This is a genomic window from Celerinatantimonas diazotrophica (assembly GCF_004339545.1).
GTDB classification, from domain to species: Bacteria; Pseudomonadota; Gammaproteobacteria; order Enterobacterales; family Celerinatantimonadaceae; genus Celerinatantimonas; species Celerinatantimonas diazotrophica.
In genome coordinates this window covers 74100-99433 of record NZ_SMGD01000019.1, presented here as the reverse complement: position 1 = coordinate 99433, position 25334 = coordinate 74100, and the positions used below count along the sequence as shown (strand labels likewise).

General features: G+C 44.5%; 24 protein-coding genes. 12 read left to right on the top strand and 12 right to left on the bottom strand.

The window, feature by feature from the left end:
- Positions 1–165: 165 nt before the first annotated feature.
- The 3 genes from slmA to coaBC are packed head-to-tail and all read right to left on the bottom strand — an operon-like array spanning position 166 to position 2463.
- Positions 166–759 (bottom strand): nucleoid occlusion factor SlmA, encoded by a 594-nt coding sequence (gene slmA / locus EV690_RS17855; RefSeq protein WP_131914387.1) that lies wholly within the window; start codon positions 757–759, stop codon positions 166–168.
- A gap of 41 nt (positions 760–800) precedes the next feature.
- Complete coding sequence (gene dut, locus EV690_RS17850; RefSeq protein ID WP_131914386.1) at positions 801–1256, bottom strand: dUTP diphosphatase; 456 nt, start codon at positions 1254–1256, stop codon at positions 801–803.
- Positions 1243–2463, bottom strand: a complete 1221-nt coding sequence (coaBC, locus tag EV690_RS17845) for a bifunctional phosphopantothenoylcysteine decarboxylase/phosphopantothenate--cysteine ligase CoaBC (RefSeq protein ID WP_131914385.1) — start codon at positions 2461–2463, stop codon at positions 1243–1245. Before coaBC ends, dut begins: the two co-directional genes overlap by 14 nt.
- 176 nt (positions 2464–2639) lie before the next feature.
- Between coaBC and radC the strand changes: the two genes are divergently transcribed.
- From radC to mutM, 5 genes are all read left to right on the top strand, one after another.
- Positions 2640–3314: a RadC family protein gene (gene radC, locus EV690_RS17840; RefSeq protein ID WP_131914384.1), complete on the top strand. Its 675-nt coding sequence runs from the start codon at positions 2640–2642 to the stop codon at positions 3312–3314.
- Between the two features lie 142 nt (positions 3315–3456).
- Positions 3457–3693 carry a 50S ribosomal protein L28 gene (gene rpmB / locus EV690_RS17835; protein ID WP_131914383.1) on the top strand — a complete coding sequence of 79 codons (237 nt, stop codon included), beginning with the start codon at positions 3457–3459 and terminating at the stop codon, positions 3691–3693.
- A gap of 12 nt (positions 3694–3705) precedes the next feature.
- Positions 3706–3876, top strand: coding sequence for a 50S ribosomal protein L33 (rpmG, locus tag EV690_RS17830; protein WP_131914382.1), 171 nt, complete (start codon positions 3706–3708; stop codon positions 3874–3876).
- Positions 3877–4476: 600 nt separating this feature from the next.
- The gene (locus tag EV690_RS17825) at positions 4477–4962 is read left to right on the top strand and encodes a hypothetical protein (protein WP_131914381.1); all 486 of its coding nucleotides are present in this window, start codon (positions 4477–4479) and stop codon (positions 4960–4962) included.
- A 76-nt stretch (positions 4963–5038) separates the two neighbouring features.
- Positions 5039–5857 (top strand): bifunctional DNA-formamidopyrimidine glycosylase/DNA-(apurinic or apyrimidinic site) lyase, encoded by an 819-nt coding sequence (mutM, locus tag EV690_RS17820; RefSeq protein WP_131914380.1) that lies wholly within the window; start codon positions 5039–5041, stop codon positions 5855–5857.
- Here the strand turns inward: mutM and coaD are convergent.
- On the bottom strand, positions 5854–6336 hold the full coding sequence (gene coaD / locus EV690_RS17815; RefSeq protein ID WP_131914379.1) for a pantetheine-phosphate adenylyltransferase: 483 nt from the start codon (positions 6334–6336) through the stop codon (positions 5854–5856). The genes mutM and coaD overlap by 4 nt on opposite strands.
- 129 nt (positions 6337–6465) lie before the next feature.
- Here coaD and EV690_RS17810 point away from each other — a divergent pair, with 129 nt between their 5' ends.
- Complete coding sequence (locus tag EV690_RS17810) at positions 6466–7476, top strand: glycosyltransferase family 9 protein (protein WP_131914378.1); 1011 nt, start codon at positions 6466–6468, stop codon at positions 7474–7476.
- Here the strand turns inward: EV690_RS17810 and EV690_RS17805 are convergent.
- Positions 7406–8521, bottom strand: coding sequence for a glycosyltransferase family 9 protein (locus EV690_RS17805; protein WP_131914377.1), 1116 nt, complete (start codon positions 8519–8521; stop codon positions 7406–7408). The two genes, EV690_RS17810 and EV690_RS17805, sit on opposite strands and share 71 nt — an antisense overlap.
- Before the next feature lie 63 nt (positions 8522–8584).
- On the opposite strand from EV690_RS17805, the gene EV690_RS17800 reads away from it, so the two are divergent.
- On the top strand, positions 8585–9319 hold the full coding sequence (locus EV690_RS17800; RefSeq protein WP_165872813.1) for a 3-deoxy-D-manno-octulosonic acid kinase: 735 nt from the start codon (positions 8585–8587) through the stop codon (positions 9317–9319).
- 252 nt (positions 9320–9571) lie between these two features.
- Positions 9572–10558: a glycosyl transferase family 90 gene (locus EV690_RS17795; RefSeq protein ID WP_131914375.1), complete on the top strand. Its 987-nt coding sequence runs from the start codon at positions 9572–9574 to the stop codon at positions 10556–10558.
- Between the two features lie 4 nt (positions 10559–10562).
- Here the strand turns inward: EV690_RS17795 and EV690_RS17790 are convergent, their stop codons facing one another.
- The 5 genes from EV690_RS17790 to rfaD all read right to left on the bottom strand — a co-directional run bounded on the left by EV690_RS17790 (position 10563) and on the right by rfaD (position 15738).
- The gene (locus EV690_RS17790; protein ID WP_131914374.1) at positions 10563–11603 is read right to left on the bottom strand and encodes a glycosyltransferase family 4 protein; all 1041 of its coding nucleotides are present in this window, start codon (positions 11601–11603) and stop codon (positions 10563–10565) included.
- A complete protein-coding gene (locus EV690_RS17785; protein WP_131914373.1) occupies positions 11600–12409 on the bottom strand; it encodes a glycosyltransferase family 2 protein in 810 nt (269 codons plus the stop codon). The genes EV690_RS17790 and EV690_RS17785 overlap by 4 nt, the downstream gene beginning before the upstream one ends.
- The gene (gene waaA, locus EV690_RS17780; protein ID WP_165872812.1) at positions 12409–13686 is read right to left on the bottom strand and encodes a lipid IV(A) 3-deoxy-D-manno-octulosonic acid transferase; all 1278 of its coding nucleotides are present in this window, start codon (positions 13684–13686) and stop codon (positions 12409–12411) included. Before waaA ends, EV690_RS17785 begins: the two co-directional genes overlap by 1 nt.
- Positions 13679–14725, bottom strand: a complete 1047-nt coding sequence (waaF, locus tag EV690_RS17775) for a lipopolysaccharide heptosyltransferase II (protein WP_131914371.1) — start codon at positions 14723–14725, stop codon at positions 13679–13681. The genes waaA and waaF overlap by 8 nt, the downstream gene beginning before the upstream one ends.
- Before the next feature lie 68 nt (positions 14726–14793).
- Positions 14794–15738: an ADP-glyceromanno-heptose 6-epimerase gene (rfaD, locus tag EV690_RS17770; protein WP_131914370.1), complete on the bottom strand. Its 945-nt coding sequence runs from the start codon at positions 15736–15738 to the stop codon at positions 14794–14796.
- 272 nt (positions 15739–16010) lie between these two features.
- Here rfaD and EV690_RS17765 point away from each other — a divergent pair, with 272 nt between their 5' ends.
- Together EV690_RS17765 and EV690_RS17760 are read left to right on the top strand one after the other, a co-directional pair.
- A complete protein-coding gene (locus EV690_RS17765) occupies positions 16011–16700 on the top strand; it encodes a class I SAM-dependent methyltransferase (protein WP_224055034.1) in 690 nt (229 codons plus the stop codon).
- A gap of 245 nt (positions 16701–16945) precedes the next feature.
- Positions 16946–18130, top strand: coding sequence for a BaiN/RdsA family NAD(P)/FAD-dependent oxidoreductase (locus tag EV690_RS17760; protein WP_131914369.1), 1185 nt, complete (start codon positions 16946–16948; stop codon positions 18128–18130).
- Positions 18131–18445: 315 nt separating this feature from the next.
- Here the strand turns inward: EV690_RS17760 and EV690_RS17755 are convergent, their stop codons facing one another.
- Positions 18446–20395, bottom strand: a complete 1950-nt coding sequence (locus tag EV690_RS17755) for a HAMP domain-containing methyl-accepting chemotaxis protein (protein ID WP_131914368.1) — start codon at positions 20393–20395, stop codon at positions 18446–18448.
- 1117 nt (positions 20396–21512) lie between these two features.
- Complete coding sequence (locus EV690_RS17750; protein ID WP_131914454.1) at positions 21513–22766, bottom strand: enolase C-terminal domain-like protein; 1254 nt, start codon at positions 22764–22766, stop codon at positions 21513–21515.
- 329 nt (positions 22767–23095) lie between these two features.
- Between EV690_RS17750 and EV690_RS17745 the strand changes: the two genes are divergently transcribed.
- Both EV690_RS17745 and EV690_RS17740 read left to right on the top strand, forming a co-directional pair.
- Entirely contained in the window at positions 23096–23863 is a 768-nt protein-coding gene (locus tag EV690_RS17745; RefSeq protein WP_131914367.1) for an SDR family oxidoreductase, read from the top strand.
- 99 nt (positions 23864–23962) lie between these two features.
- A complete protein-coding gene (locus tag EV690_RS17740) occupies positions 23963–25324 on the top strand; it encodes an MFS transporter (RefSeq protein WP_131914366.1) in 1362 nt (453 codons plus the stop codon).
- Positions 25325–25334 lie beyond the last annotated feature (10 nt).

The window sequence follows — 25334 nt, the reverse complement described above, 5'->3', positions numbered from 1 at the left end:
GTAGCCCGCTAGAAGCGAAGCAGATGGCGAGGAGCCGGATATTGCGTTGCTTCGAATAGATTTGTGCACAAATATCCCGGATTTCAGTGCATTGCATCCGGGCTACGATTGTTTTTGGAAGTGTAGCGGGACCGGATGCCGAGTGATGAAGCATCCGAATGAGGATTAACTTTGTAAAAGTTGTTGATGGATAAATTGCCATTGTAGTTCAAAATACTCAGTGGGTTTTAACGCAAAATTACTGCGCACAAACTGAGCAATACGGCCTTCAGCATACGCAAGTAAAAAGTTCGCTAACTGGCCTTCATCCAGATTAAATCCATGTCCTTCGCGAATGCGCTTTTCTCGCAGAATTTGTTTCAGCTGTGATTCAATCTTTGAATAGAGATTATCCACCCGAGTGCGCAAACGTTCATGTTCACCTTGCAGCGCATCACCGTTGAGCAGTCGAGTGATCCCGGGGTTGCGCTCGGCAAATCCTAACAACAATTGCAAGACATGCTGACAACGGGTCAGCGTATCTTTTTCTTCGCTTTGAATGATATTAATGCGCGAGAGCAGCGAATCTTCAATAAATTCGATGAGTCCTTCAAACATGCGCGCCTTACTTGGAAAATGGCGATAAAGAGCAGCTTCTGAAACTCCAACTTCACTGGCCAGCCGGGCGGTTGTGATCCGTTTCCCGGGGCTGGTTTCCAGCATCACTGCAAGTGCTTGAAGGATCTGTTCTCGACGATTTGTTTTGGTTTTACCCGCCATTCTGACTTCCTGGTTATCTGATTAGCGCGACACGTAAGAAATTATTTAACTCCAGAGTGGCCGAAGCCGCCGGTTCCCCGTTCACTTGCATCAAAGTCATCCACGAGCGCAAATTGCGCTTGAACAACAGGCATGATGACAAGTTGGGCAACACGCTCTCCCGGTTCGATAGTGTAAGGAGCATCGGAGCGATTCCACAATGAAATTTTTAGCTCGCCTTGATAATCAGAGTCGATCAAACCAACCAGATTACCCAGGACTAAACCATGTTTATGACCAAGGCCGGAGCGCGGTAAAATGGTAGCGGCTAAGTTTGGATCTTTAATATGGATCGCTAGACCGGTTGGCAACAGTTTACTCTGGCCTGGCTTTAAGGTCACCGGCTCATCCAGACAAACTCGCAGGTCCATTCCGGCAGAGCCTGCTGTTGCGTATGAAGGCAGAGGGAATTCTTGGCCGACCCGTGGGTCGAGGATTTTCAGTTCAATTTGTTTCATGCTGGTATTGAGTCGTTATCAGTTTAATTAATTGATCTGCCAACTGCTGTTTGCTGGCGCGAGGGAGAGTTTTTTCACCATCGGCCCAGAACACCTGGAGGGCATTTTCATCGACATTAAAGCCACTATCGGGTGACGCTACATTGTTAGCGGCAATCATATCTAGATGTTTACGTTGCATTTTATCTTTTGCGTAGCGGGCCACATCTTGGGTTTCTGCGGCAAAGCCAACGACAAAAGGACGTTGCGCTAAACTGGCTACAGCGGCGACTATATCAGGGTTACGAACTAACGTCAGCTGCATTTGTTCATTGCTTTTTTTGATCTTTTGCTCAGCAATATCACCGACCCGATAATCTGCTACTGCCGCACAAGCGATAAAAATATCGCTGCGCGTGGCGACCTCGAGTGCTGTTTGATGCATCTGGCGGGCACTTTTAACATCAATCCGCTGGCATCCTTGAGGGGTTGCTAGGCTAACTGGACCACTGATAAGGGTCACGTCCGCACCTGCATTGCGTGCCGCTCTGGCCAGCGCATAGCCCATTTTCCCGGAGCTGTAGTTGCTGATATAACGCACTGGATCAATGGCTTCTTGAGTTGGACCGGCGGTAATGGTAACTCGTTTGCCAGTTAATGGCGTCGACTGTGGTTTTAAGTGTTCAATCACGCCTAAAACGAGCTCTTCGGGCTGCAGCATCCGACCGGGGCCAACATCACCGCAAGCTTGCTCACCCGCTGCCGGGCCGAGTTGCCAAACTCCGCGTTTTTTTAAGATCGCTAAATTCTCGGTGGTCGCTGCGGCGCGATACATCTGCTGATTCATCGCGGGCGCAATGGCAATGGGAGAGGGTGTGGCCAGCAATAGGGTGCTTACTAAATCATCGGCAATGCCGTGGGCAAGTTTGGCGATGCAATTTGCCGTTGCGGGTGCGACCAGCACGACATCGGCCCATTTGGCCAGTTCAATGTGGCTCATCGACAGTTCTGCGTGTGGGTCCATTAATGCTTGCGCCACGGGATAGCCACTCACTGCCTGCAAAGCCATCGGCGAGACAAAGTGACTGGCATGTTCGGTGAGCGCTACTCGCACACTTGCGCCTTGTTTGACAAACGCCCGAACTAGCTCGGGAAGTTTATAGGCAGCAATTCCGCCACTGCCTGCGATGAGTATCTGTTTTCCTTCTAACACGGGGAGTTCAGCCATAGTTAAAAACTAGTTTTACTGTACCATAAATTTTAAAAAACACAGTGTTACTCCAGTGCTAAGACGATTCATTTTATTGGTTTCATGTTGGCGATCGGGCAGCATGTCATTGACAAATTGGGAATTTATATTTATTGATATATTTATTAATATAAAGCTATCTAAGGATCCCAACCATGGCGATCTCGCAGTGGCCCGTGACAGAGCGGCCACGTGAAAAATTACTTGAAAAAGGTGCTAAAGCCTTATCCGATGCCGAATTGCTGGCAATTTTTTTACGCACAGGATACCAAGGAACCGATGCGGTTGGATTGGCCCGGGAATTATTAAATGACTTTGGGTCGCTGCCAGCGTTGCTTGGGGCCAGTGAGTTGGCCTTTTGTGCCCACCATGGTGTGGGTAGCGCCAAATATAGTCAGTTACAGGCGGCCCTTGAAATGAGTCGTAGATTTTTACGCTCAGAGTTAACAATCAAAGACTCAATGAGTAACCCTGAGCAGGTATTTGAGTACCTTCAAAGTGAACTTTGTGGATTTAACCGTGAGGTATTTGCATTATTGCTTTTGGATAATCAGCATCGAGTGTTACAATTCGCGCCGATTTTCTTTGGAACCATCGATGCGGCGAGTGTTTATCCGCGGGTTGTGGTTCAACAGGTATTGGAGCACAATGCCGCAGCCGTGATATTGGCGCATAATCATCCATCGGGGGTCGCTGAGCCCAGTCATGCGGATCGGGCTATTACCGATAAGTTGATTGAAGCACTTAATTTGATCGATGTCCGAGTTTTGGACCATATCGTTGTTGGATGTGGGCAAATCGTCTCGTTTGCGCAGCGAGGGTGGATTTAGCTTAAAAATCCAGCATAATGTGATATTTTAGTTGATATTGCGTGTGTTTTGCTGTATAAAATGCGGCCTTTCTGTCGTCCCGGGCGACGGCCTCACGGGGCAAACAGATGCTCGAGCAGAAGTAATTTTTGGAGAGACTGACATGTCTAAAGTATGCCAAGTTACTGGTAAAAAACCAGCCGTTGGTAACAACGTATCACATGCAAAAAACCGCACTCGTCGCCGTTTTTTGCCTAATTTGCAATCACATCGTTTCTGGGTCGAAAGCGAGAAACGTTTTGTTAAACTACGCGTTTCTACCAAAGGAATGCGGATCATCGACAAAAAAGGTATCGACGCTGTATTAGCTGATATCCGTAGTCGTGGCGAAAACGTTTAAGGAGCTTAAATCATGGCTAAGAAAGGTGCACGTGAAAAAATTCGTTTGAATTCTTCAGCTGGTACAGGTCATTTCTATACGACTGATAAAAACAAACGCAATATGCCTGAAAAAATGGAGATCAAAAAATACGATCCCGTTGTTCGCAAACACGTTGTCTACAAAGAAGGCAAAATCAAGTAATTGATTAACTTCTTTGAAAGCCCGAGATTTATTCTCGGGTTTTTTTTGCCTAAAATTTATTTCTCACCGTTAATTGCTTAAGAGCAAAGGTTGTAAATCAGAAGCCTGGTGAGGTATTTCTTTCAAACCCTCGTTATACTTCCCTACATTAGGGGATCCTTTTGGGGTAAATTTGGTTTAAGTTAAACGCGTTTTGAACCCAGCGTAGTCTGTGCAGCTTAAATGAGTGCAGCATGCGGGGGGCAATAAAGCTCAGGGTGCGTTTAAATGAACTCAAAAGGTGAATAGCACCTAGGGACTGTTGATCTTTGGTGGTTGAATTTTGTTCAAATTAAACGTATTTTGAACGCGGCGCCCCCTGCGTCGCTTAATGAGTTAAGCAAGCAGGGGGCAACAAAGTTCAGGATGCGTTTAAATGAACCCCAAGGGCAGTATCTGAGAGGAATTTATCCAGCGTTAAACGTTCTTTGTGGAGAATAACGGCACAACGTTTGCCTTGCCTAAATCCCTCTCAGATTTCTGCAAAACTAATCACAAAAGGTCAACAGTCCCTAGCGATGAGTTTGATTTTCAAGCAACGGATATGAGAAAGGGGTTGATATGCGCTTAGGTCGGCGAGGGTGGAATAATGTCTTAATTTTCGTCGTGTTAGCGATGATTTTAATTTTTCGCCTGACCGGAGAGAAACTTGAGCACAATAGTCAAAAACAGGCGCAAGACACTCAGCAAGGCCCTCAGGCTGTCTCTGGGCTGTCATTATTACCCCCCGGTGCCACCGTGCTAGAGATTGATTTGCCTGATCGCACCATTCAACGCGTTGGCACTGGCTGGCAAAGCTCTCCAGCCGCATCTCGTCCGGTGGTGACGGTCGATGCGTGGCTCCATGTGCGTCTGCATGAATGGAAAAAGCCGATTGGGGCAGGGGTGGCGGGCCAGTCGATTCAGATTTTTGTTGCCCATCGCAGTGAGCCAATTCAGTTAACTTTATTTCGCAAAGGAAAACAGTATTTTCTGACCAATTGGCAGGGTAAGTTATTAAAACTGGATCAAGTGACCTATCAGGCACTGTTTAGTGACTCGCCATAAAGGCGATAGCTACGACGTGCAGATTATGAACAATCTGCTATCATACGGGCTGTTGTAAAATCGCCGTTATCATAAAATGCCTGAATTACCTGAAGTTGAAACCTCCCGTCGGGGGATTGCTCCATATCTGTTGCATCAGTGTGTGAGCGACGTCATCGTGCGCCAGCGAAAATTGCGCTGGCCGATTCCGGAAACTATTGCCCATTTAAATGAGCAGGTCATTGATGCGGTTGAACGCCGAGCCAAATATTTGTTGTTAAAAACAAAAGCGGGGGTGTGTATCATCCATTTAGGGATGTCTGGCAGTTTGCGGATTGTCGATAAAAGCACCCCAGTAGGTAAACACGATCACGTTGACTGGTGTCTGGCCAATGGGAATGTGCTGCGCTTGTGTGATCCTCGTCGATTTGGTGCCGTGCTGTGGTGGGAATTACCACTCGAGGTGCATCCTTTATTGAGTAAGTTGGGCCCTGAACCTCTGACCGATGCTTTTAATGCCAAGCGGCTTTATCAATGCTCACGAGGGCGAACTTTAGCCGTAAAGCAATTTATCATGGATAATGCGGTTGTCGTTGGTGTGGGGAATATCTACGCTAACGAAGCACTATTTCATGCGGGTATTCATCCAAAATTGAGTGCCGGTCAAATTGGCTTGAAGCGTTATGAAAAACTCGCTTGGGAAATTAAAGCGGTATTAACCGAGGCTATTAAGCAGGGCGGAACAACCCTGCGCGATTTTTCCAAGGCAGATGGCAAGCCCGGTTATTTTAAACAGGAGCTTGCCGTCTATGGGCGGGATGGTTTAGCTTGCCCCGTTTGCGGGTGCCAAATTCAAAGTATGCGGATTGGCCAGCGTAATACATTTTATTGCCCGAATTGCCAGAAACGGCGTTAATTTTTGAATTTCTCTTTTAGTGCTGCTTCAATCTCTGGTGCGACAAACCCTGAGACATCGCCGTGGTGTATGGCAACCTCTTTGACGATGGTTGAAGAGAGAAAGGAGTATTGTTCGGCAGGGGTTAAAAAGACGCTTTCAAGCTCGCTATTGAGGTGACGATTTAAGTTAGCTAGCTGAAATTCATATTCAAAATCGGATACTGCTCGTAACCCTCGAAGTAAGATATTGGCCTGGTGCGTTCGGGCAAAGTCGGCTAGTAGTCCGCTAAAACCGATCACTTTAACATTTTTATATGCGGCGACGACCAATTGGCTTTGTGCAACGCGTTCTTCTAGTGTGAATAGTGGCTTTTTGGTCGGATTAGAGGCAATAGCAACAATAACTTCATCAAAAAGTCGGGCTGCACGAGCGATTAAATCGCTGTGGCCGTGGGTGATCGGATCGAAGGTTCCTGGATAAATTACGCGATTTGTCATGGCTATTCCTGTTTATTCTTTGCCTCTGATCAAAGGCACATTATAACGACTTGCATAAAGTGGTGGAATGACTTGAGTCGATAAGATTAATTCGTCAAAATTGGGGCTTACCATTAAGGAGTGACGCGCGTGACATCAAAAGAAGAACGGATTTTAGTTGTAATAAGTGATGATGCCACTGATGGTTTATTAGCATTACCAGCTTTAAGTTGTTTGGTCCGTTCTTTGGCGCAATCTTCATATCAGGTTGATTTGTTAACGGGCCCTCAAGGGCGTTTAATGGCGCAGCTTTTTTGTAAATCGCTCAATGTTATCGATGAGAGTGGTTTTATCTCAGCGAAGGGATTGTATCAGCAACTCAAAGAAAACGGTTACGCCTCGTATATCTGCCTTTCTCCTGAACGTCGGCATCGTTGGTTAGGTTGGCGACTTGGTATCGCTCAGCGCTACTCTACAGGCTTTGGACAGCGTCTGTTATGGGATGGTGAAGCCATTGGCCGAGTGGCACAGCCAAATACGATTCGGCAAAGCTATGAGACCCTCGTGCAACGTTTCTTGAGCGCTAAACAGTTAGCATGTATTGCGGTCCAGCCTCCTTATTTGGTTTTTACCGATTTGCCCGTGCATGCTGATAGTCCGCTACAGATTGTGGTCCATCCGCAGGTACCGCAAACACATGAGCATTTGTTAGCGGAACAGTACGAACAACTCTTGTGCAGTTTAGATCTCATTGGTAAGCGCTGTGAGTTTATTTTGTGTGGCTCGACTGAGTCGCTGTCTTATTGCCGGTATTTATGCGAATGTCTGGCCAAATATGATATCAAGGCGCGTATCAATGAGCTGGATAATGACAGTTACCAGGTGGCGAAAATGGTCGCACAGTGTGATCTGGTTATCGCAGAAAAAGGGATGCTCTTATATTTTGCCGGAGCACTGGATGTGCCCTGCGTTGGTTTTGGTGCTTTGCCGCTGGGAGTCGACGTATTGCGTCATCCGATTGCCAATCCTCAGCGGTGCCTGATGTTTTCGCCACCGTCGGGGCGGTTAACTCAAGAGGATATCTCACTGATTAACATGACGGATTCGGCGGTTCGGATCCGGCGCTGGTTTTCGCAGCTTCAAGCGCTTGAGGTATCTTAGCTAAAATTTCATCAGCCGTGATGGTTTGCATGGCTTTGGCGTCTTTGACACGGCTTCTCCAAGGCAGTTGTGAAGGTTTTTTTCCGGTTTGCTGTTCAATCAATTGTCCCCAGTGACTAACAGCCAAATCAAGATAGCCATATGGGCCCACGCGTTCAGGGTTGTGGTGGGCATACAAACCAATCACGGGGGTGTGTTGCGAGGCGGCTAGATGGGCTGGCCCCGTATCGGGGGTAATGAGTAACTGCGCTTGATTGAGTAGTGCAACTAATTCGGCAATACTCGTGCGACCTACTAAATTAGTGATGTGAAAATCCAATGCGTTTTCAATGCGCTTCGCTAGTTTAACTTCTATGTCGGCCGGGCTTCCAACCAATACAATGGGCCAGTTTTGTTGAGCCAGAGCCTTGATGAGCGTCACGTAGCCATCACTGTGCCAGTTCTTATAAGCTTTACTGGCTCCCGGGCAGATTGCAATAAAAGGTTTTGGGACATTTTTAAGATGTTCATTGGCATTTGCTATGGCGTTTTCGGGCAGTTCAAATGGCCAGCTTACAGGGGCCGCGGGACACCCAAGATAGTCTGCAAATGCTTGATAATTATCGACAACATGCCAACCTTGAGGCGCTTTGGTGTGTTCTCGGGTAAATAACCATTGCATTTCGTAGGCTCGGCTGCGGTGATACCCAATGCGCCGTTTGGCTTTAATTCCCAGTGTTAAAATGCTGGCTCGGAACGAGGCTTGTAGATGCAATAGTAAGTCAAATGATTGCCCCCGGAGTTGCTGCCAAACTTGGCGATTCCCTTTGAATCCGGCCTTTTTGTCATAGACGATCAGGTTTAGATTCGGGATCATCTCCAGCAGGGCTTTTTCTTGAGTGCCGCAGACCCAAGTAATGGTCGCATCATACCATTGCATGCGAATGCGGTTGATAATGGTGGCTGCATTGCACACATCACCAATGGCAGAAAGGCGAATGATGCATATGTTAGGAACTTTTTGCGAATTAGGATGCATATGGGTTGTCGAAAATCGGCTATGCATTGCATTATGCAAATACTGTTGAGCAATGTAAAATCCTTGATAATGGAATTAATCAAGAATCGAATGAATATCATTAAACAAGCTGAAAAAAATTGCCGTATTTGGTTTGATGGCGATATATGGCAGCAATGTCCTGTGGATTTTTTTGAACCTCGTTATTGGAAAAACCAGCACGCTATCATCGGCCAGGCGAAAGGTCGAGGGCAGGTGGTGTTTTTTTCTTATCAGGAGCAATCGTTTGTTTTAAGGCATTATCGCCGTGGTGGTCTAGTGGGACAGCTGTTCAGTGATGATCGTTATTTTTTTACCGGAAAAAAACGCTCACGTCCTTGGCGTGAATTTGCCTTGTTAGGAAAATTAAATCAGTTGGGGCTCCCGGCACCAATCCCGGTGGCGATTCGGCTAATTCGCGAGGGCTTGTTTTATCGGGCTGATTTGATTACTCAGCTGATCCCCAACGCTCGTGATCTCTCAACTTTATTGATTCATCAGCGGCTTTCCAGTGACATTTGGTTGAAGGTCGGGCGGGTGATCCGTCAGTTTCATGATGCGGGAGTTGATCATAGCGATTTGAATATTCACAACATTATGTTGGATGAGGATGAGAAAGTTTGGATCATCGATCTGGATAAAAGCTGCCTGCGTAAACCCGCTTTTGCATGGCAGCGAGCGAACTTGGAACGATTATATCGCTCTCTTGAAAAAGAGCGGCAACAATTGCCGCATTGGTATTGGCTCAAATCGGATTGGGCATTACTGAAAAAAGGTTATCAAGGGCTGACGGATGCCGCGACCTAGCGGCTTACTTGATTTTTTATGGTTTAAGGTGCTTTAAAAAGCGCTTTGAACTTTGGTGAGGTCGGTTTTTTAGCGTTAAATTCCACCGAGCTGTGCTCAGCGGTCGTCTCTCCGGCGCGAAGTTTATCTCCCCCATTTCTGCATCATCTAATAATACTGATACTTTTTTTGTCATTATTTTGTCGCTTTTGGCACATATTGTGTATATTTATTGGACAGCGGTATGTGTATGGATGCAATGGGTAAACGAATATGTTGGATTTTTTATCGCGGATAGATCCCTCTAAAAATAGCAAATTTCGTTATTATTTAAATAATTATCTGAGCTTAACTGCTCCGGATTGGTTGCACAAACAAATGCTCAATTGTGCCCCGGTGAATGCGGCAAACCAGGTGGCAATTGCTGACCGTGTTAACTATTACCACCGCTGGTCAAGTCCGTTCTCATTGGATGATAATGCTGTGAGTTTGGCCCAGTTTCGCCGACACGCTAGAAAGACCTATTTTTTCGATTTATACCGTTATATTCGGTTATTTCCTAAGGCGCGGTTTTGTTATAAATTTGGTGATGTGCGAGATGTTCCAGAATGCCCTACCTTTGTTAAAAGTCGTCCGATCGTTGCGGGCAACCACTCCTCCATTTTATTAAATCTGAATAAAATCAGGCATTTTATTCATGCCAATGATGTCATGCCATATGCTCGGAAAAAAGATCTGTTAGTTTGGCGGGGAGCCGCTTATCAACCCCATCGTAAACAGTTTATGGCACGTTACATTGATCATCCGCGTTGTAATATTGGCCAGACGAATCATTGTGATAATCACGCTTGGATGAAAGAGCGGATGACCATCAGTGAACAATTGCAGTATAAGTTTGTTCTGTCGCTAGAAGGCAATGATGTCGCATCAAATCTCAAATGGATTATGTCGTCGAACTCACTGGCGGTGATGCCCAAACCTAAATTTGAAACTTGGTTTATGGAAGGGCGCCTGCAAGGTGGGGTGCATTATGTTGAAGTGCAAGATGATTATTCCGATCTAGAACAGCAGATGGACTATTACTTGTCTCATCCTCGAGAAGCGGCCGAGATCATCGCGAATGCTCAGCATTACGTAGCCCAGTTTCAAAATGAAGCGTTAGAGAATACTATCGCGATCACGGTGATTAGCCGTTATCTGAACCTGAGCCGCTGTTATGGTGAATCCAATATTTTCTTAGATGATTGGCAGTACACTTAACCTTTTAAAGCAATGCAATATGGCGGTATAAATCACCATAAATTTGCGCGGTATGTTCGATAGAAAAACTTTTCATCGATTGACGTGCCTGTTTTTGCATTTGACTGTTAAGCTGGCTGTCGTGGGCTAAGAGTTGAATTTTAGCGGCGAGTGCGTTGGCATCGCCTGGTTCAATTAAAAAACCATTGTCACCATCTTTGATGATGTCGACGATACCACCTGCTCGAGTGCCAATCACGGTCAGTCCGCTTTGCATCCCTTCTAAAATTACCGAACCAAGCCCTTCGCTATAAGAGGGGTGAATTTGTAAATCGGCGGCAGCAAACCAGTTGCCCATCATTTCACGGGGTTGTTTGCCGGCAAAGGTGATGTTGGGAAGATCTTTTGCTTGGGTTTTGAGCGCAGACATTTCTGGTCCGTCCCCTAACAGAACCAATTGCACTTGAGGAGAATCTTTGGCGAGTTGTTGAGCGGCCTTAATCGTGACATCAAACCCTTTATGTTTGAGTAGGTTCCCCGCTTGAATCACAATAAAACGCTCCGCAAAGCGTGCTTTAATGGCGGCAACTTCACGCTGGTCGACTGGATAACTGACTGGCGAGCTTGGGATAATATGGATATTAGGGTGTGCGGTGGCTTCTTTGATGCGCTCGGCAATGACATGACTCAGTCCCACAACCGCACTGGCTTGGCGATATCCGAAGCGCAGCAATTGCTTATTTTTGATCGGGTTATCAATGCGTCGGGTAATCAGATAAGGAACCTTGTAGGCCCAGCCTTGTAACATCGCCCAGTAAAGGGCTTTGCCCTCATGCACATGAATAAGCTGCGCACCGTTAGTGATGGCGCTTCGATGCGCGAGTAAAAAGTGGCGACATTCATGTACAGGAATATCGAGTTGACGGATCTGTTCGGCAAATGGGCTTTTAGGATTGGCAACAACGGCTAATTCATAGCCAAGGCGCTGTTGTTCTTTAATTAGTTGTAGGGTTTGACTTTCGCCACCACTAAAACCAGAGGCTAAGTTGACATGTAGCACTCTCATAAATCGTTATCCTCTTTGCGGGTAGCACTCTGGCGTAGCCAGAGATCTGAATAACGAACAAATACAGTGTAGGCACTCAGAATCGATATTAATAGGCCATGGCGGCCATCTAAAAAACCTAATTTAAGGATATACATACGGATAAAACGGAACAGACTATGGCTGATTGCTGAACCTAATGATGCCTTTTTTTTACCTTCACGTTGATCGGCCCAGGCCTTCATATACCCTTGGGTTTTTTGTACATACTGGGTAATATTGCGGCAAGTCAGATGCTCCATGCGTCCGGCCAGCGGTTTAACCTTAATATGCTTAGGGATCACCAAATGTTCATGCACGAGTGCATCGTTGTAATGCGTTTGTTCGCGTCGATATAACCGTGTCACCCAGTCTGGATTCCAACCACTGTGGCGAATGGCTTTACCAAATGCGATAGAGAGCCGGTTGATTTTGTAACAGCTATCTGCGGGGTTCTCAGTTAGAACCTGGATAATACTTTGTTTGAGTTGATCCGTGACAAACTCGTCAGCATCGATAAATAAAACCCAGTCGGTGGTGAGGTATTGCTGCGCTCTTTGACGCTGCTTGCCAAACCCTGGCCAGTCGTCATGGGTATAAAATTCATGGGTGTAACGCCGGGCAATGGTTTCGGTTTCATCACTGCTGCCTGAATCAACAATCACTAATTGATCATAAATACTCTCTAAACGACTCAGACAAGTCTCGAGATCGGCGGCTGCATTTTTGGTGATCATGGCAACCCCCAGTGTCGCTCGGGAGGTGTGATTCTTGAGAGAATTGGTCATTATGACTCCATATCAAAGACGAGTGCATGTAGCGTTCGAGCGGTTGCACCCTGATTGGCCTGAACGGTTTTAAGCGCGGCTTGGCTTGCCGCATGATAGCATTGGCGGTCGTTAAACCACAGTGTTAACTGAGCGATTAACGTCTCGATATTTTGATTTAAAACCAGTGCCTGGGCTTGTTGTAGCTGCTGACTGATTTCTTGAAAATTAAAATCGTGTGGGCCACTGACACAGGGCAACCCCAGAGCTGCGGGCTCTAAATAGTTATGGCCACCGATGTTGTCAAAAGTTCCGCCCATAATGGCAATATCACTCATTGCCAAGAGGTCGATTAATTCACCCATCGTATCGGCTAAGTAGACTTGCGTTTGGGCGTTGACGGGTTGGTTTTGGCTGCGTCGGGCCATATTGGCTTGAGCTTCAATGAGTTTAGCAACGTCATCAAAACGCTCTGGATGGCGGGGGACTATAATCAGCAGTAAGTCTGCAAATGTGTCGCGCAGTTTGGCCGCGATATCCAGCATGATCTGATCTTCACCGCGATGTGTGCTGATGGCGATCAGCGTTTTTCGCGCCTGCCATTGCGCTTGTCGTATCTGCCGAGCTTGTTTGATACGTTGCGGATCTAAGTTGAGATCGTACTTAATTGAGCCGATGGCCTGGACATGGGCAGGGGCCGCTCCGCAGCGAATGAAGTTTGCTCGGTCATGGTCATATTGCGCGCCAATCCAGCTGATGCGACTGAGCAACATTTGAGCAAAACTGGCGAAGCGTTGATAACGCTCAGCACTGCGATTGGACAACCGAGCATTGATCAATTTCACCGGGATATGTAACCAACGACACAACAGCAGCCAGTTTAACCACAGCTCAGTTTCCATAATCCAGAGTTGTTTAGGGCGGTTTTTCAATAGAAATAAACTGATGCAAGGCAGTAGATCAAAAGGGCTATAACGGTGAATGACCGTATCGCCTAATCGTCGTTTGACCTCTTGAGCACCTGTGGCAGAGGTTGTGGTGACCAGCACACACCAGTTCGGATGTTCCTTCAGCAGTGCTTTGACCAGAGGCACACAGGCGATGACTTCGCCAACCGATACAGCATGTAGCCAGACATCTGGGCGCGACACTCTGCCTCCGAAACCAAAATGCTCTACCGCGCGTTTGCCAAACGGGGTTTTCCCCTCGCGGGGCCAATAGAGTTTATAGCAGGCAAATAATAAGCCGGGAATTAATAATAGATTGTAGAGCAGGGCAATGAATAGTCGCTTAATCACTGATGGCTCCAACCGGCAACAATTGCTCTAACGCCTGAATCGCCTGGCTTGCGGGCAGCTCGGTTAAACAGCGCATGTGGCCCAATGGGCAGGTTCGCTGAAAACACGGACGGCATTCGATATCGGTATGCAAAATGGCGACTTTTTCACTCAGTGGAGGGGTGTATTGGGGCGAGGTTGAACCATAAACAGCCACAATAGGGCGCTGCAAGGCTGCACCAATATGCATTAGTCCTGAGTCGTTACTGACAATGGCGGCACTTAACCCCATCAGATCAATGGCTTGACCTAATGATGTTTGTCCAGTCAGCAGATGGCAGTGGTGCTGCTGGTCAACATCCAGTTGTGCGTGAATATCTTGCGCGACAGATTGGTCTTTTTTAGAGCCAAAGATCCAAACCTGTCCTTGTCGTTGACGGATCCAATGAGCGGCCACGCTGGCATATTGGTTTTCAGGCCAACGTTTGGCTGGGCCAAATTCTGCTCCTGGACATATCGCAAGAATGGGGCGCTCAGTGTTAAGCTCTAAAGCTGCCAGTGCCGCATTTTGATCACTTGCGTCGACCTTAAGATAGGGCGATGCAATTGCTTTTAGATCGCGTTCACTTTGCATTTGCGCCTTGGGGTAGGCCAAAGATACATAGCGGTCAACCATTCGGCTAAAATCGCGTTTATTAGCGCGCAGATCATTGAGCAGGATGTAGCGGCTTTCACCTTTCCAACCGGTGCGTTTTTTGATTCCGGCAAACCAAGGAATGAGGGCTGATTTTAACGAGTTAGGTTGAATAATTGCCCAGTCATATTGGCCTTTGAGAGCACGACCTAATCGCCAACGAGTTGTGAGTTTAAATTCCCCATGTCCCAGTGGCATACGAATCGCTTGGCGAACTTCGGGCATTCTTTGCAATAGTGGTCGACACCAATCGGGTGCCATAACATCGATATTTGCATCGGGATAGGTTTGTTTCAGAGCTTGATATAGGCTGTGCGACATCACCATGTCACCGACCCATGCGGGGCCAATAACGAGAATATTCATTAACAGATATCCTGTGCAGAGAGCTAACGGTGGCTATCAGCCAGGCTTATTCGCCTGGCCAAATAAGATTATGCTCTGTTCAGCCACGCCATATATTCGCCGACGCCCTGCGCGACGGTTTTAAATTCTTTGTCATAACCTGCTTGCCGCAGTTTTTGAATATCGGCTTGCGTAAAACTCTGGTAGCGGCCTCGCAGGTGATCGGGGAAAGGAATGTATTCAATACGCCCTTTTTGGTGATAAGCAAGTACTGCTTCTGCGATGGCTTGGAATGGTTCAGCCCGGCCCGTGCCGAGGTTGAAAATGCCTGATTGTTCGGGGTGTTGCAAGAACCAAAGATTCACATCACAAACATCGCTGACATAGACAAAATCGCGTTTTTGGCCGCCATTGGGATAGCCATCAATGCCTTCGAACAATTTCGGGTTTTCCCCTTTTTGAATCTGAGTGTTTAAATGGAACGCAACGCTTGCCATGGAGCCTTTGTGCTGTTCACGAGGGCCATAAACATTAAAATAACGAAATCCCACAACTTGAGAGTCAATCTCGGGCAACAGGCGACGAACATAATTATCAAACTGCAGTTTTGAATAACCGTAAACGTTCAGCGGGCCCTCATAGGCTGGGTCTTCGATAAAGGTTTCGGTTTTACCATATGTGGCAGCTGATGAAGCATACAAGAAGGGAATTTCACGCTCCAGGCAGTAATGCAGTAGTTCTTTGGAGTACTCGTAGTTGTTCTCCATCATAAATTTGCCATCCCACTCCGTTGTCGCAGAACAGGCACCTTCATGAAAAATAGCTTCAATCGGACCAAAATCTTCACCGGAAACAATGCGCGCGATGAATTCGTCCTTATCCAGATAATCGGCAATTTTTAAGTCCACTAAATTTACAAACTTAGTACCATCTTTAAGGTCGTCGACAACAATAATGTCGGTGTAACCTTGATCATTAAGTGTTTTCACTATATTTGAGCCGATAAATCCGGCACCGCCGGTGACAATAATCATCTGGATATCCTGTTCTTAAGAGTCTCTATGAAATTTTAAAGTGCCTCAACGCCAATAGCAATTTCTATGTCTGATAAAAACAAACAAGTTCAAATTGTTGGACCATCGAATGCGATCTGTCATGTTACAAGCCGCATTTCACGGTGCGCTTATCGCGGTGTATTGTCCAATACTTGCTTAATGTATAAACTGCCGAGAATAATTGAGAGCAGGAGTAACGCGTGACCCCACTGTTTTATCGAGATCCCTTTTTTAAAGCGCAGGTTGATGCGTTGGCAGGGCAGTTTGCATTGGAAGTGGTGCGCTCGCGCCCGAGAAATGGGTTATATCTAGAATATAACAGCGAAGGGTTAACGCTGATGTACGCAGACGAGCCCAAATTGAAAGGCGTTCAGGTTGATTTTGTGCATGGTCGTAGCGGTTATCGACGCAAACATGGTGGTGCCGAGGCGGTGACGAAAGCCCTCGGGATTAAAAAAGGCTTTCGTCCACGAGTGCTCGATGCAACTGCGGGCTTAGGTCGTGATGCATTTGTGATTGCGTCGCTGGGGTGTTCTGTGACGATGGTGGAACGCTGTGCGCCCGTCGCAGCGCTGTTAAGTGATGGCTTAGAACGTGCACGCTTAAATGCCGATTTAGGCTGGGTTGGTGAGCGACTTCACTTAATATATGCCAGTAGTCTTGAAACGTTAGCCGATGTGGCAAGTGATGTGGATGCCGTTTATCTTGATCCGATGTATCCACATAAAAAGAAATCGGCGCAAGTTAAAAAAGAGATGCGGTTGTTTCAACTTTTGGTGGGGGATGATCTCGATGCTGACGGATTACTCGCTGCTGCTCGCGCAACGCATGCCAAACGGATTGTGGTAAAACGACCGGATTATGCTGAACCGCTGAACCATGAAAAGCCGCAAGCTGAGTTGAAAACTAAAAACCATCGTTTTGATATTTATTTGCCTTGACGAAAGGGTTATCGGCGTAATTGAGTGATTTAGCTCTAATTTCTAGTACAAATCTGGTTCAGAAATTTGCACTTATCATTGGGGCGGACTAGATTAATTGTATCGCGCAAGGATAGCGTGGTAATGGAAAGAGATAACATCTGACCTTTGTTGACCGACCGAAAACGGGAGAAGCTTTTGCTTCTCCCGTTTTCTTTTGGGTGAAAATCATATAGATTGCGCTTTTTTGCAAAGTGGGATTGCTCATGCAACATTGGGATGTCATCGTGATTGGCGCGGGTGCTGCTGGATTGATGTGCGCCGCTCAGGCCGCCTATCGAGGTCGGCAAGTGCTGGTGGTGGATCATGGTAAAAAACCCGGCCGAAAAATTCTTATCTCAGGGGGTGGTCGTTGTAATTTTACCAACCTGCATGCTGAACCTTCTGCTTATTTGTGTCATAACCCTCATTTTGTAAAATCAGCGCTGAAACGCTTTAGTGCCGATGATTTTGTTGAACTTGTTGAGCGTCATGGCTTGGATTATTTTGAAAAAACGCTCGGGCAGCTGTTTTGTCAGGATAGCGCCAAAGATCTGCTCAATATTCTACTGACTGAACTGCAATACTCTGGTGCCCAATTGCAAATGCGCTGTGAAGTCCTTGATGTGAGCACAACTTCGGTGGGGTTTGAGTTAACGACGAATCAAGGCCCTCTTGAGTGCGACTCTTTGGTGGTTGCCACGGGTGGGTTGTCGATGCCCAAACTGGGCGCATCGCCTTTTGGCTATCAACTTGCCGAGCATTTTGGTCATCACGTTTATCCGACACGCGCGGGTTTAGTGCCGCTGACGTTGCACGAGCATGATAAACAGCGTTTTGAAGGTCTTGCTGGGGTAAGTATTCCGGTTCAGATACACAGCACTCATGGCCCGTCATTTACTGAGAGCCTGTTATTTACCCATCGCGGTTTATCCGGACCGGTGATCTTACAAACCTCGAATTACTGGCAACCCGGTGAAACGATTGAAGTTGACCTTTTAAATGGCTTTGATGCTCAGCAATGGCTTAAAGCGATGGCGCGTGAGCGCGCCAAAGTTACCTGTAAAACATTGCTCAGTGAGAAGCTCCCAAAACGCTTTGTGGAGCAGCTGGTCGAGGAGCATTCGGCGGCATCGGTGGCGATTGGCCAACTGCCAAGTACTCAGCGCGATGAACTTGCTTATTTGTTAAATCATTGGCAGATAAAACCCAATAGCACCGAGGGTTATCGTACTGCAGAGGTGACGCTGGGTGGCGTCGATACCAACGAGCTCTCATCTAAAACCATGGAAAGCCAGAAAGTGCCCGGATTGTATTTTATCGGTGAAGTCGTGGATGTGACCGGCTGGCTTGGTGGTTATAACTTCCAATGGGCCTGGAGCAGTGGCTGGGCTGCCGGGCAGGTGGTGTAAATGGTTGAGTGCAATTGAAGCGAAGGCAATTACTGCAAAAATAATCATACAAGGGCAACACGGGCTGATTGTTTTGATCAGGTTGAAAATGTAACTTGGCCTGTATTTTTAGCTCGTATTGGTGGATTTATTCTATTCAATGAACGTTGCAAGGCTCAATACGAACCTCGCAGACTTGATCCCTCAAGCGATTTTCGATGACGCACAGGCTGATTGCCGATCTGTTTGATGAATGGCGTTTGTTTGTACGCCATTCATCGTTAGGGGTGTTTTTTATTCATTTATTGACATTAAACATGTTTTCAATTCTACCGCCTATACATTAAATTGCGCGACAAGTTGTTTGAGCTGTTCGGCCAAGCGGGCAATGCCTGCACTTGAGCTCTGAGTTTGGCTGGATGCAGCCGAGTTTTCTTTAGCGATATTTTTCACATTGACGATATTTTCATTGATACTTTCAGCCACGGAACTTTGTTCTTCAGAGGCGCTGGCAATTTGAATGTTCATATCATTGATCACTGTGACGGCATGAGTAATGGCTTGAAGTGCTGCGTTAGCTTTCCCAGCTTGTTCAACGCAGCTGTCTGCCTGAACCTTACCTTGCCCCATCACGTCTACGGTACTTTGAGTTCCTACTTGAAGTTGCTCAATAATACTTTGAATTTCAGAGGTTGACCCTTGCGTTCTTGCTGCTAAAGAACGAACTTCATCGGCGACAACTGCAAATCCTCGACCTTGTTCTCCTGCCCGTGCCGCTTCGATTGCCGCATTAAGTGCCAGTAAATTAGTTTGATCAGCGATCCCCTTAATCACATCCAATATCTGACTGATATTCAGAACCTCGGTTTTTAATGCATCTAATTTATCCGTGGAATCATTAACGCTCTTTGAGAGGGAGTGAATCAAAGTGATCGTCTGATCGACGACTTGAGCGCCACCTTCCGCTTCTTTATCTGCCTGATTCGCGGCATTCGCTGCGTTAGCGGCATTGTCAGCAATTTCATGAACGGTTACCGACATTTCGTTCATTGCCGTTGCGACCATATCGGTTTCAGATTCTTGTTGCGAGATACCTTTTGACATTTGCTCCGTTACGACTGCCAACTCTTGCGAGGCCGAAACCAATTCCTGACTCGCACTGGTAATGGTTAAGATCATTTGTTTTAAATTCGACACAGTATGTTGCACTGCATTCAACAACATACCCGTTTCATCTTTACTGTCACTCGTCACATTCACCGTCAGGTCGCCTTGGGCGAGTCGATTGGCCGCATTGACCGCTGTGCGAATCGGTTTAGTGATATTTCTTGTTAATAGGTATGCCGCGATGATACCGAATGCGATAGCAATAATTGCTAATATGAGGGCGATTTCGATGCTTCTTTCTGTATCTGCTTTTAGTTCAGGCCCAAGTGTATCTTGGTCCTTCATGATAGATAATTGGATATTTTCTAAATCTTCAGCAACTTTAGGGCCAATTATATTGAGCTTTGTATTGATGATATTATTTCTTTCGACGATTAAATCTTGGATGTCTTTCATCCCTTTAATGTAGCCTTTCTGTGCACTCACAAATTTTGCAAACTGTTGACGCCGTTCTGGATTTTGCAGGTGCTGATCTAGGTCTGCGATGGCCTTACCTAATGACTTGCTCATATTTTCGAGCGCCATCTCATAGTCACTTTTTCGATTCATTTGCAAAAATTTCACGACAAACAGACGACCCACTAACATTTTATGCTGAACATGGCTCGCATAATAGGCAGCTTCTTTATCCCCACTTTGATAAGCAGACTCAAGAATATCATTGATCAGAGTTCGCATTTTATCGCCATTAGGGAGTAGTAATTGTTCCTCAACTTCATTTCTTTTTTTAACTAAATTAACAACTTGATTAAACGATTTTTCATACTCACTCACTAATGAATCTACATTAGAGATTAATGCTGCACGCTTAGGGTTTTGAATGTCACGCTTCGCCTTTTGTAAATAATCTTGCATGATTGCATAAAAACGATTGTATTCTTTAAAGTCTTTATCATTTTTGGTGATGAGGTAATCTTTAACGTTCATACGGACCATCAGCATATTTGCGAACAGTCGGCTGGAAAGGTTCGAATTACTCGCGAGTTTTCGATACTGATCAATACCGTCATTGGTATTTTGAAAAGAGGTGATATTAATCGCTAACACAATTGCCAATAGCACTAGGATTGAGCCAAATCCTAGTCCCATTTTTAAGCTGATCTTAAAATTTTTAAACATTTGATTTCCCTATCTAGCTATGTGTGTTGTTCAGAATAGGACCGATTCGGCACAGCTAAATAAACCATAGTTGAGCCGTCAGCTCCCGTTGGATTTTTACTCGCAACTTCGACTTCAATATTATTTAGTTTAATACAAAATAAAAATGGTGATTAAAAAGAAAGCACAATAAATGAATGAAGATAAAAATTTTTTTGAGGACTCTGCGCAGGATGGTGAAAGGCCTTGTGCCCGTAGTTTTGGGCATTGAGTTCAGTGTAACTGGGTTGTTATGATTCCTTGTACTCGGTACTACCCTTGGTACCAATAGTTCGACTTAAACTTAATCTATTAATTCAATAATAATACATTTTAAATATTATTATTATCTATAGTGTTAATTGTTATTTAAGGGGCGATAGAATACCAATACAAAGTGGAAAAATTGACAACTATTTATATTCATTGGCTTATTTCATTGCCACCACTGATTGTTATTATTATGTAAAGTCGAACGAGAACCGTGTCGGTTTAAAAAGTAAGTTAGGGATATAGAATTCTACTTATTTATGACAAGCCCACTTATATTGATTTGATTGCTTGGTGAATGCATCAATACCGTTGATCGCGTACGTTGTGGCTGAGTGGTTATCAATGAATGAACAAGACTATCACCCAAAAGCATTTGCTCTGCGATGGGGCAATCACCCGGAATCGTTCGGCTAGTAGGAGATATTGAGTTTAAGGAGGGTGATACGAGATTTGATACTGTGATTACTGCGTTTGGATATGGTTCAAAAAATGCTTGTAAGCCACTCGCTAAAAGATCGAGAAATTTTTACCTCAGCAGATATACAGATCATCGCTGAGTTGAGCTCATAGTTTTTTCAGTCCGTATACATATAAAAAGCCAGTATTTTGATCAGATAGTAAGATATGACTGATGGCACTGGCGTCATTGTTGATCGCCCCGATTGGCCCCGAACAGCGGTGCTCATGTGAGAGTAATTATCTCACGAGGAGGCAGTTAGATCCGGTCTCTTTTAATTTAGTCGCGACCTAGCCACAAAGGCATTCGGCTATACTAAAACTTAGTGGCCATGTTACTTGGCCACTACTATGAGCTCCAACTATGCGTTTACGGTCGTGCTATTGTTCCATCCGGAGTTCTTGCTAATGTCCAAGACGGTAATCCCCCTTGGCACGGATATTTTAGAGCTTCTGTTTCATTAATATCAATTCCTAAGCCTGGACGACTATTTAAATAGGCATAGCCTTTTTCGATGGTGGGGCAGCCAGGGAAAACTTCTTGCAGAGCGTCATTCATGGGCGTGTATTCTTGAATACCAAAATTCGAGAGGCTCAAATCTAAGTGCATATTTGCACTGACTCCCACTGGTGATATGTCACCAGGACCATGCCAGGCTGTTCGGACACCATTAAATTCGGCATAGGTTGCAAGTTTTTTCGCTGGAGTGATCCCTCCTATGGTACTCACGTGGCAACGAATAAAATCTATTAATTTTCTATCAATTAAGGACTTCCACTCATTTATGTTTACAAATAACTCTCCCATAGCGATCGGTGTGCTTGTTTGTTGCCGTAACAGGTCTAGCCAACCAATGTTTTCGGGGGCAACGGGATCTTCTAAGTAGAAAAGTTGGAATTGCTCAAGATTCTTAGCAATATTTATAGCGCTGATAGGTGATACTCGTTCATGAACATCGTGAATAAATTCAATGCCAAAACCTAACTTATTTCGCAGGTGATCAAATAAATTAGAAAGACTTTTTGCATACGCATCAGGATCGAAATAAATGCCAGGAGTTTTATTTTTGGGGGACGTTTTAGGGTGAATATTCCGCGCTCTTTCTAATTTTGTCGCAATTAGTTTTAAATCTTCAGTACCTGCTCCGCCATACATCCCCATTTGACATCTTACATATTGATAGCCTTCTTCCATGCAAGCTAGAATGTTATCTTCGACTTCAAATTCATCTTTGCCATCGGTATGACGGTAAAGAGGGATCCCATCACGACATTTTCCGCCTAATAATTCATATACAGGAAGATTGGCAAGTTTTCCTTTGATATCCCATAGTGCCATATCAATACCCGAGAGGGCATTGTTCATAATAGGTCCATTACGCCAGTATCCACTGACTGCTGCTGACTGCCATATATCTTCAATGCGAGAGGGGTCCTTTCCTTCTAAAAAAGGAGCCATATAGTCGTCGATGGTTTTTTTAACACTAGATATTCGCTGCGTAAATGTTGCGCAACCTAATCCATATAGTTCAGGAACATTCGTTTCGACTTTAACCACTGCTAAATCAATCCCTCCTGGCGCAGTCAAAATCGTCTTAACATTTGTAATTCGAAGATTATTCACTTTCATCATTCCCCATTCGTTCGCTTACATGCTTCTAACAATCTAATGTATCGCATAGAATATCGCTGTACATATGTATGTTGTCCTACATATTTAAATGTAGCATTTTTTATATCTATAAAATATGGGGGTAAAGATAATTAAATTAATATGTTTGAGATATATCATATAACTATATGAAAAATATAAATATTTATTTTTATATCAAATTATTTTTTCTAAAAAACGTTACCTTAATCAAAAAATGGCGATAAGTTCGTTGCTTTATCGAAGGGGCGCAAATACGATTTATATGTTAGTTGTCATACAATTTATGTTGCGGGGATATTATGCAAAACTTATTTGATTTGTCAGGTAAAACAGCGTTAGTTACAGGCTCAGCAAGAGGGTTGGGGTTCGCGTATGCCGAAGGGCTGGCCGGTGCTGGGGCTCGTGTGATTTTAAATGATATTAGAGACGAGTTACTTAAAGAATCTGTTAGTAATCTAAGAAATAAAGGATACGAGGCTCTAGGTAAACGTTTTGATGTAACAAATGAAGAAGAGATCGAACAATGTTTTTTAGCATTAGATGATGAGGGAATTAAAGTTGATATATTAATTAATAATGCAGGGATTCAATATCGCAAACCAATGGTAGAACTGGAGTTAGAAAATTGGCAAAAAGTGATTGATACCAATTTAACTAGCGCGTTCTTAGTTTCTCGAGCTGCCGCAAAAAGAATGATTAATCGTCATTCTGGAGGCAAGATCATTAATATTGGTTCTCTCACAAGCCAAGCAGCTAGACCGACGGTCGCACCATACACAGCCGCAAAAGGTGGTATCAAAATGCTCACCTGTTCTATGGCTGCTGAGTGGGCTCAATTCAATATTCAGACTAATGCTATTGGTCCTGGGTATATCTTAACAGATATGAATACTGCTTTAATCGAAGATAAAGATTTTGATAAATGGGTTAAAAGCAGTAATCCTTCTCAACGTTGGGGGGATCCTGAAGAGTTAATTGGTACCGCGATTTTCTTATCGTCTAAAGCTTCTGATTATATTAATGGACAGCTTATTTATGTTGATGGTGGCTGGCTAGCTGTATTGTAGTTCTAATTTATTGACTATTAGATTAACTTTGTCCCTACAAATCTATGTCGCAGTCAAAATTATATTTAAATAAAAATCTTAATGCGATAGGAACATTTTATGAAGGCTTCTAGATCAAGATTATTTATTCTTACATTAATGTTTATAGCAACGGCAATAAATTATACTGATAGAGCTAATTTAGCTGTGGCAGGTTCTAGTTTACAAGCTGAATTTCATCTATCACCGACTCAATTAGGACTGCTATTTTCTATGTTTACATGGGCTTATGTAGTAGGTCAAATTCCAGTCGGTTATGCATTAGACCGTATTGGGTCCCGTATATTATATGGTGGAGGAATTGTATTATGGAGTATATTTACCTTTATGATGGGGCTTTCTTCACACCATATTTTCACAACAACTGCAGCTTCATTTATAATGTTATTAGTCTGTCGAGCTTTAATTGGGATATCTGAATCACCATCATTTCCATGTAATACGAAGATAATCGCGAATTGGTTCCCTGACCATGAGCGTGCTCGAGCTACTGCTATTTATTCAAGTGCCCAATATATTGGACTGGCTCTCCTTACACCTGTTCTTTCATATATTGTAGTAGTCTATGGGTGGGAAATGTCATTTTATATATCGGGAGTAGTAGGTATTCTATTTGGAATATATTGGTTACTTTTTTATAGAGACCCTGAAAATAGTCCATCTGCTAATCAAGCCGAACTGGACTACATTAAAGCAGGTGGTGGATATGGTTCAGAAAATCAATTGATGGTAAAAGACAAGATAAGTTGGAATGATGTTCGGTTTTTCCTTAAAAACAAAACTATTTGGGGACTATTTATTACACAATTTTCTTGTTCATCTACGCTTTATTTCTTCTTAACATGGTTTATGGTTTATTTGGAAAAAGGATTGCATTTATCTATATCTAAAGCGGGCTTTGGCGCAATTTTTCCATACCTGATGGCAATGCTCGGTGCATTATGTGGGGGTGCATTAAGTGATATTCTATTGAAAAGAGGAAAATCTAGAACTTTCGCTAGGAAACTTCCTATTATGCTAGGACTAGGTGGCACAATGATTATTATCTTTGTTAATTTCTTTGATAATAGTCCTATTATAGCGATTACACTTTTATCTATTGCCTTTTTTGCTAATGCATTCTCAAATTTAGGTTGGGTTGTTTGGAGTGATGTTATTCCACGTAACTTTTTGGGAACAATGGGTGGTATTTTAAATGTTTGTGGGAATTTATCTGGCATTGTTAGTCCTATGATTATTGGATACATATTACAACGTACAGGTAATTTTGATTATACCATCTTATATGTAGCAGGTATTGCCGGGATAGGGTTATTAGCATATATCTTCCTTGTCGGAAAAATAGATGTTATTTCTCCTGAATCAGATAAATCATCAGATTTAATAGATAGTGATTTAGATGGAACGATGACTTTTAAATAAAGAGGTTTGT

Bases quoted from the DNA above. Each gene is read 5' to 3' on its own strand.
- EV690_RS17740 (WP_131914366.1), top strand. From the start codon at position 23,963: ATGAAGGCTTCTAGATCAAGATTATTTATTCTTACATTAATGTTTATA.
- rpmG (WP_131914382.1), top strand. From the start codon at position 3,706: ATGGCTAAGAAAGGTGCACGTGAAAAAATTCGTTTGAATTCTTCAGCT.
- dut (WP_131914386.1), bottom strand. From the start codon at position 1,256: ATGAAACAAATTGAACTGAAAATCCTCGACCCACGGGTCGGCCAAGAA.
- coaD (WP_131914379.1), bottom strand. From the start codon at position 6,336: ATGACAAATCGCGTAATTTATCCAGGAACCTTCGATCCGATCACCCAC.
- slmA (WP_131914387.1), bottom strand. From the start codon at position 759: ATGGCGGGTAAAACCAAAACAAATCGTCGAGAACAGATCCTTCAAGCA.
- EV690_RS17760 (WP_131914369.1), top strand. From the start codon at position 16,946: ATGCAACATTGGGATGTCATCGTGATTGGCGCGGGTGCTGCTGGATTG.
- EV690_RS17785 (WP_131914373.1), bottom strand. From the start codon at position 12,409: ATGACCAATTCTCTCAAGAATCACACCTCCCGAGCGACACTGGGGGTT.
- rpmB (WP_131914383.1), top strand. From the start codon at position 3,457: ATGTCTAAAGTATGCCAAGTTACTGGTAAAAAACCAGCCGTTGGTAAC.
- EV690_RS17755 (WP_131914368.1), bottom strand. From the start codon at position 20,395: ATGTTTAAAAATTTTAAGATCAGCTTAAAAATGGGACTAGGATTTGGC.
- coaBC (WP_131914385.1), bottom strand. From the start codon at position 2,463: ATGGCTGAACTCCCCGTGTTAGAAGGAAAACAGATACTCATCGCAGGC.
- mutM (WP_131914380.1), top strand. From the start codon at position 5,039: ATGCCTGAATTACCTGAAGTTGAAACCTCCCGTCGGGGGATTGCTCCA.
- EV690_RS17800 (WP_165872813.1), top strand. From the start codon at position 8,585: ATGAATATCATTAAACAAGCTGAAAAAAATTGCCGTATTTGGTTTGAT.
- EV690_RS17805 (WP_131914377.1), bottom strand. From the start codon at position 8,521: ATGCATAGCCGATTTTCGACAACCCATATGCATCCTAATTCGCAAAAA.
- radC (WP_131914384.1), top strand. From the start codon at position 2,640: ATGGCGATCTCGCAGTGGCCCGTGACAGAGCGGCCACGTGAAAAATTA.
- waaF (WP_131914371.1), bottom strand. From the start codon at position 14,725: ATGAATATTCTCGTTATTGGCCCCGCATGGGTCGGTGACATGGTGATG.
- EV690_RS17825 (WP_131914381.1), top strand. From the start codon at position 4,477: ATGCGCTTAGGTCGGCGAGGGTGGAATAATGTCTTAATTTTCGTCGTG.
- EV690_RS17790 (WP_131914374.1), bottom strand. From the start codon at position 11,603: ATGAGAGTGCTACATGTCAACTTAGCCTCTGGTTTTAGTGGTGGCGAA.
- rfaD (WP_131914370.1), bottom strand. From the start codon at position 15,738: ATGATTATTGTCACCGGCGGTGCCGGATTTATCGGCTCAAATATAGTG.
- EV690_RS17795 (WP_131914375.1), top strand. From the start codon at position 9,572: ATGTTGGATTTTTTATCGCGGATAGATCCCTCTAAAAATAGCAAATTT.
- EV690_RS17745 (WP_131914367.1), top strand. From the start codon at position 23,096: ATGCAAAACTTATTTGATTTGTCAGGTAAAACAGCGTTAGTTACAGGC.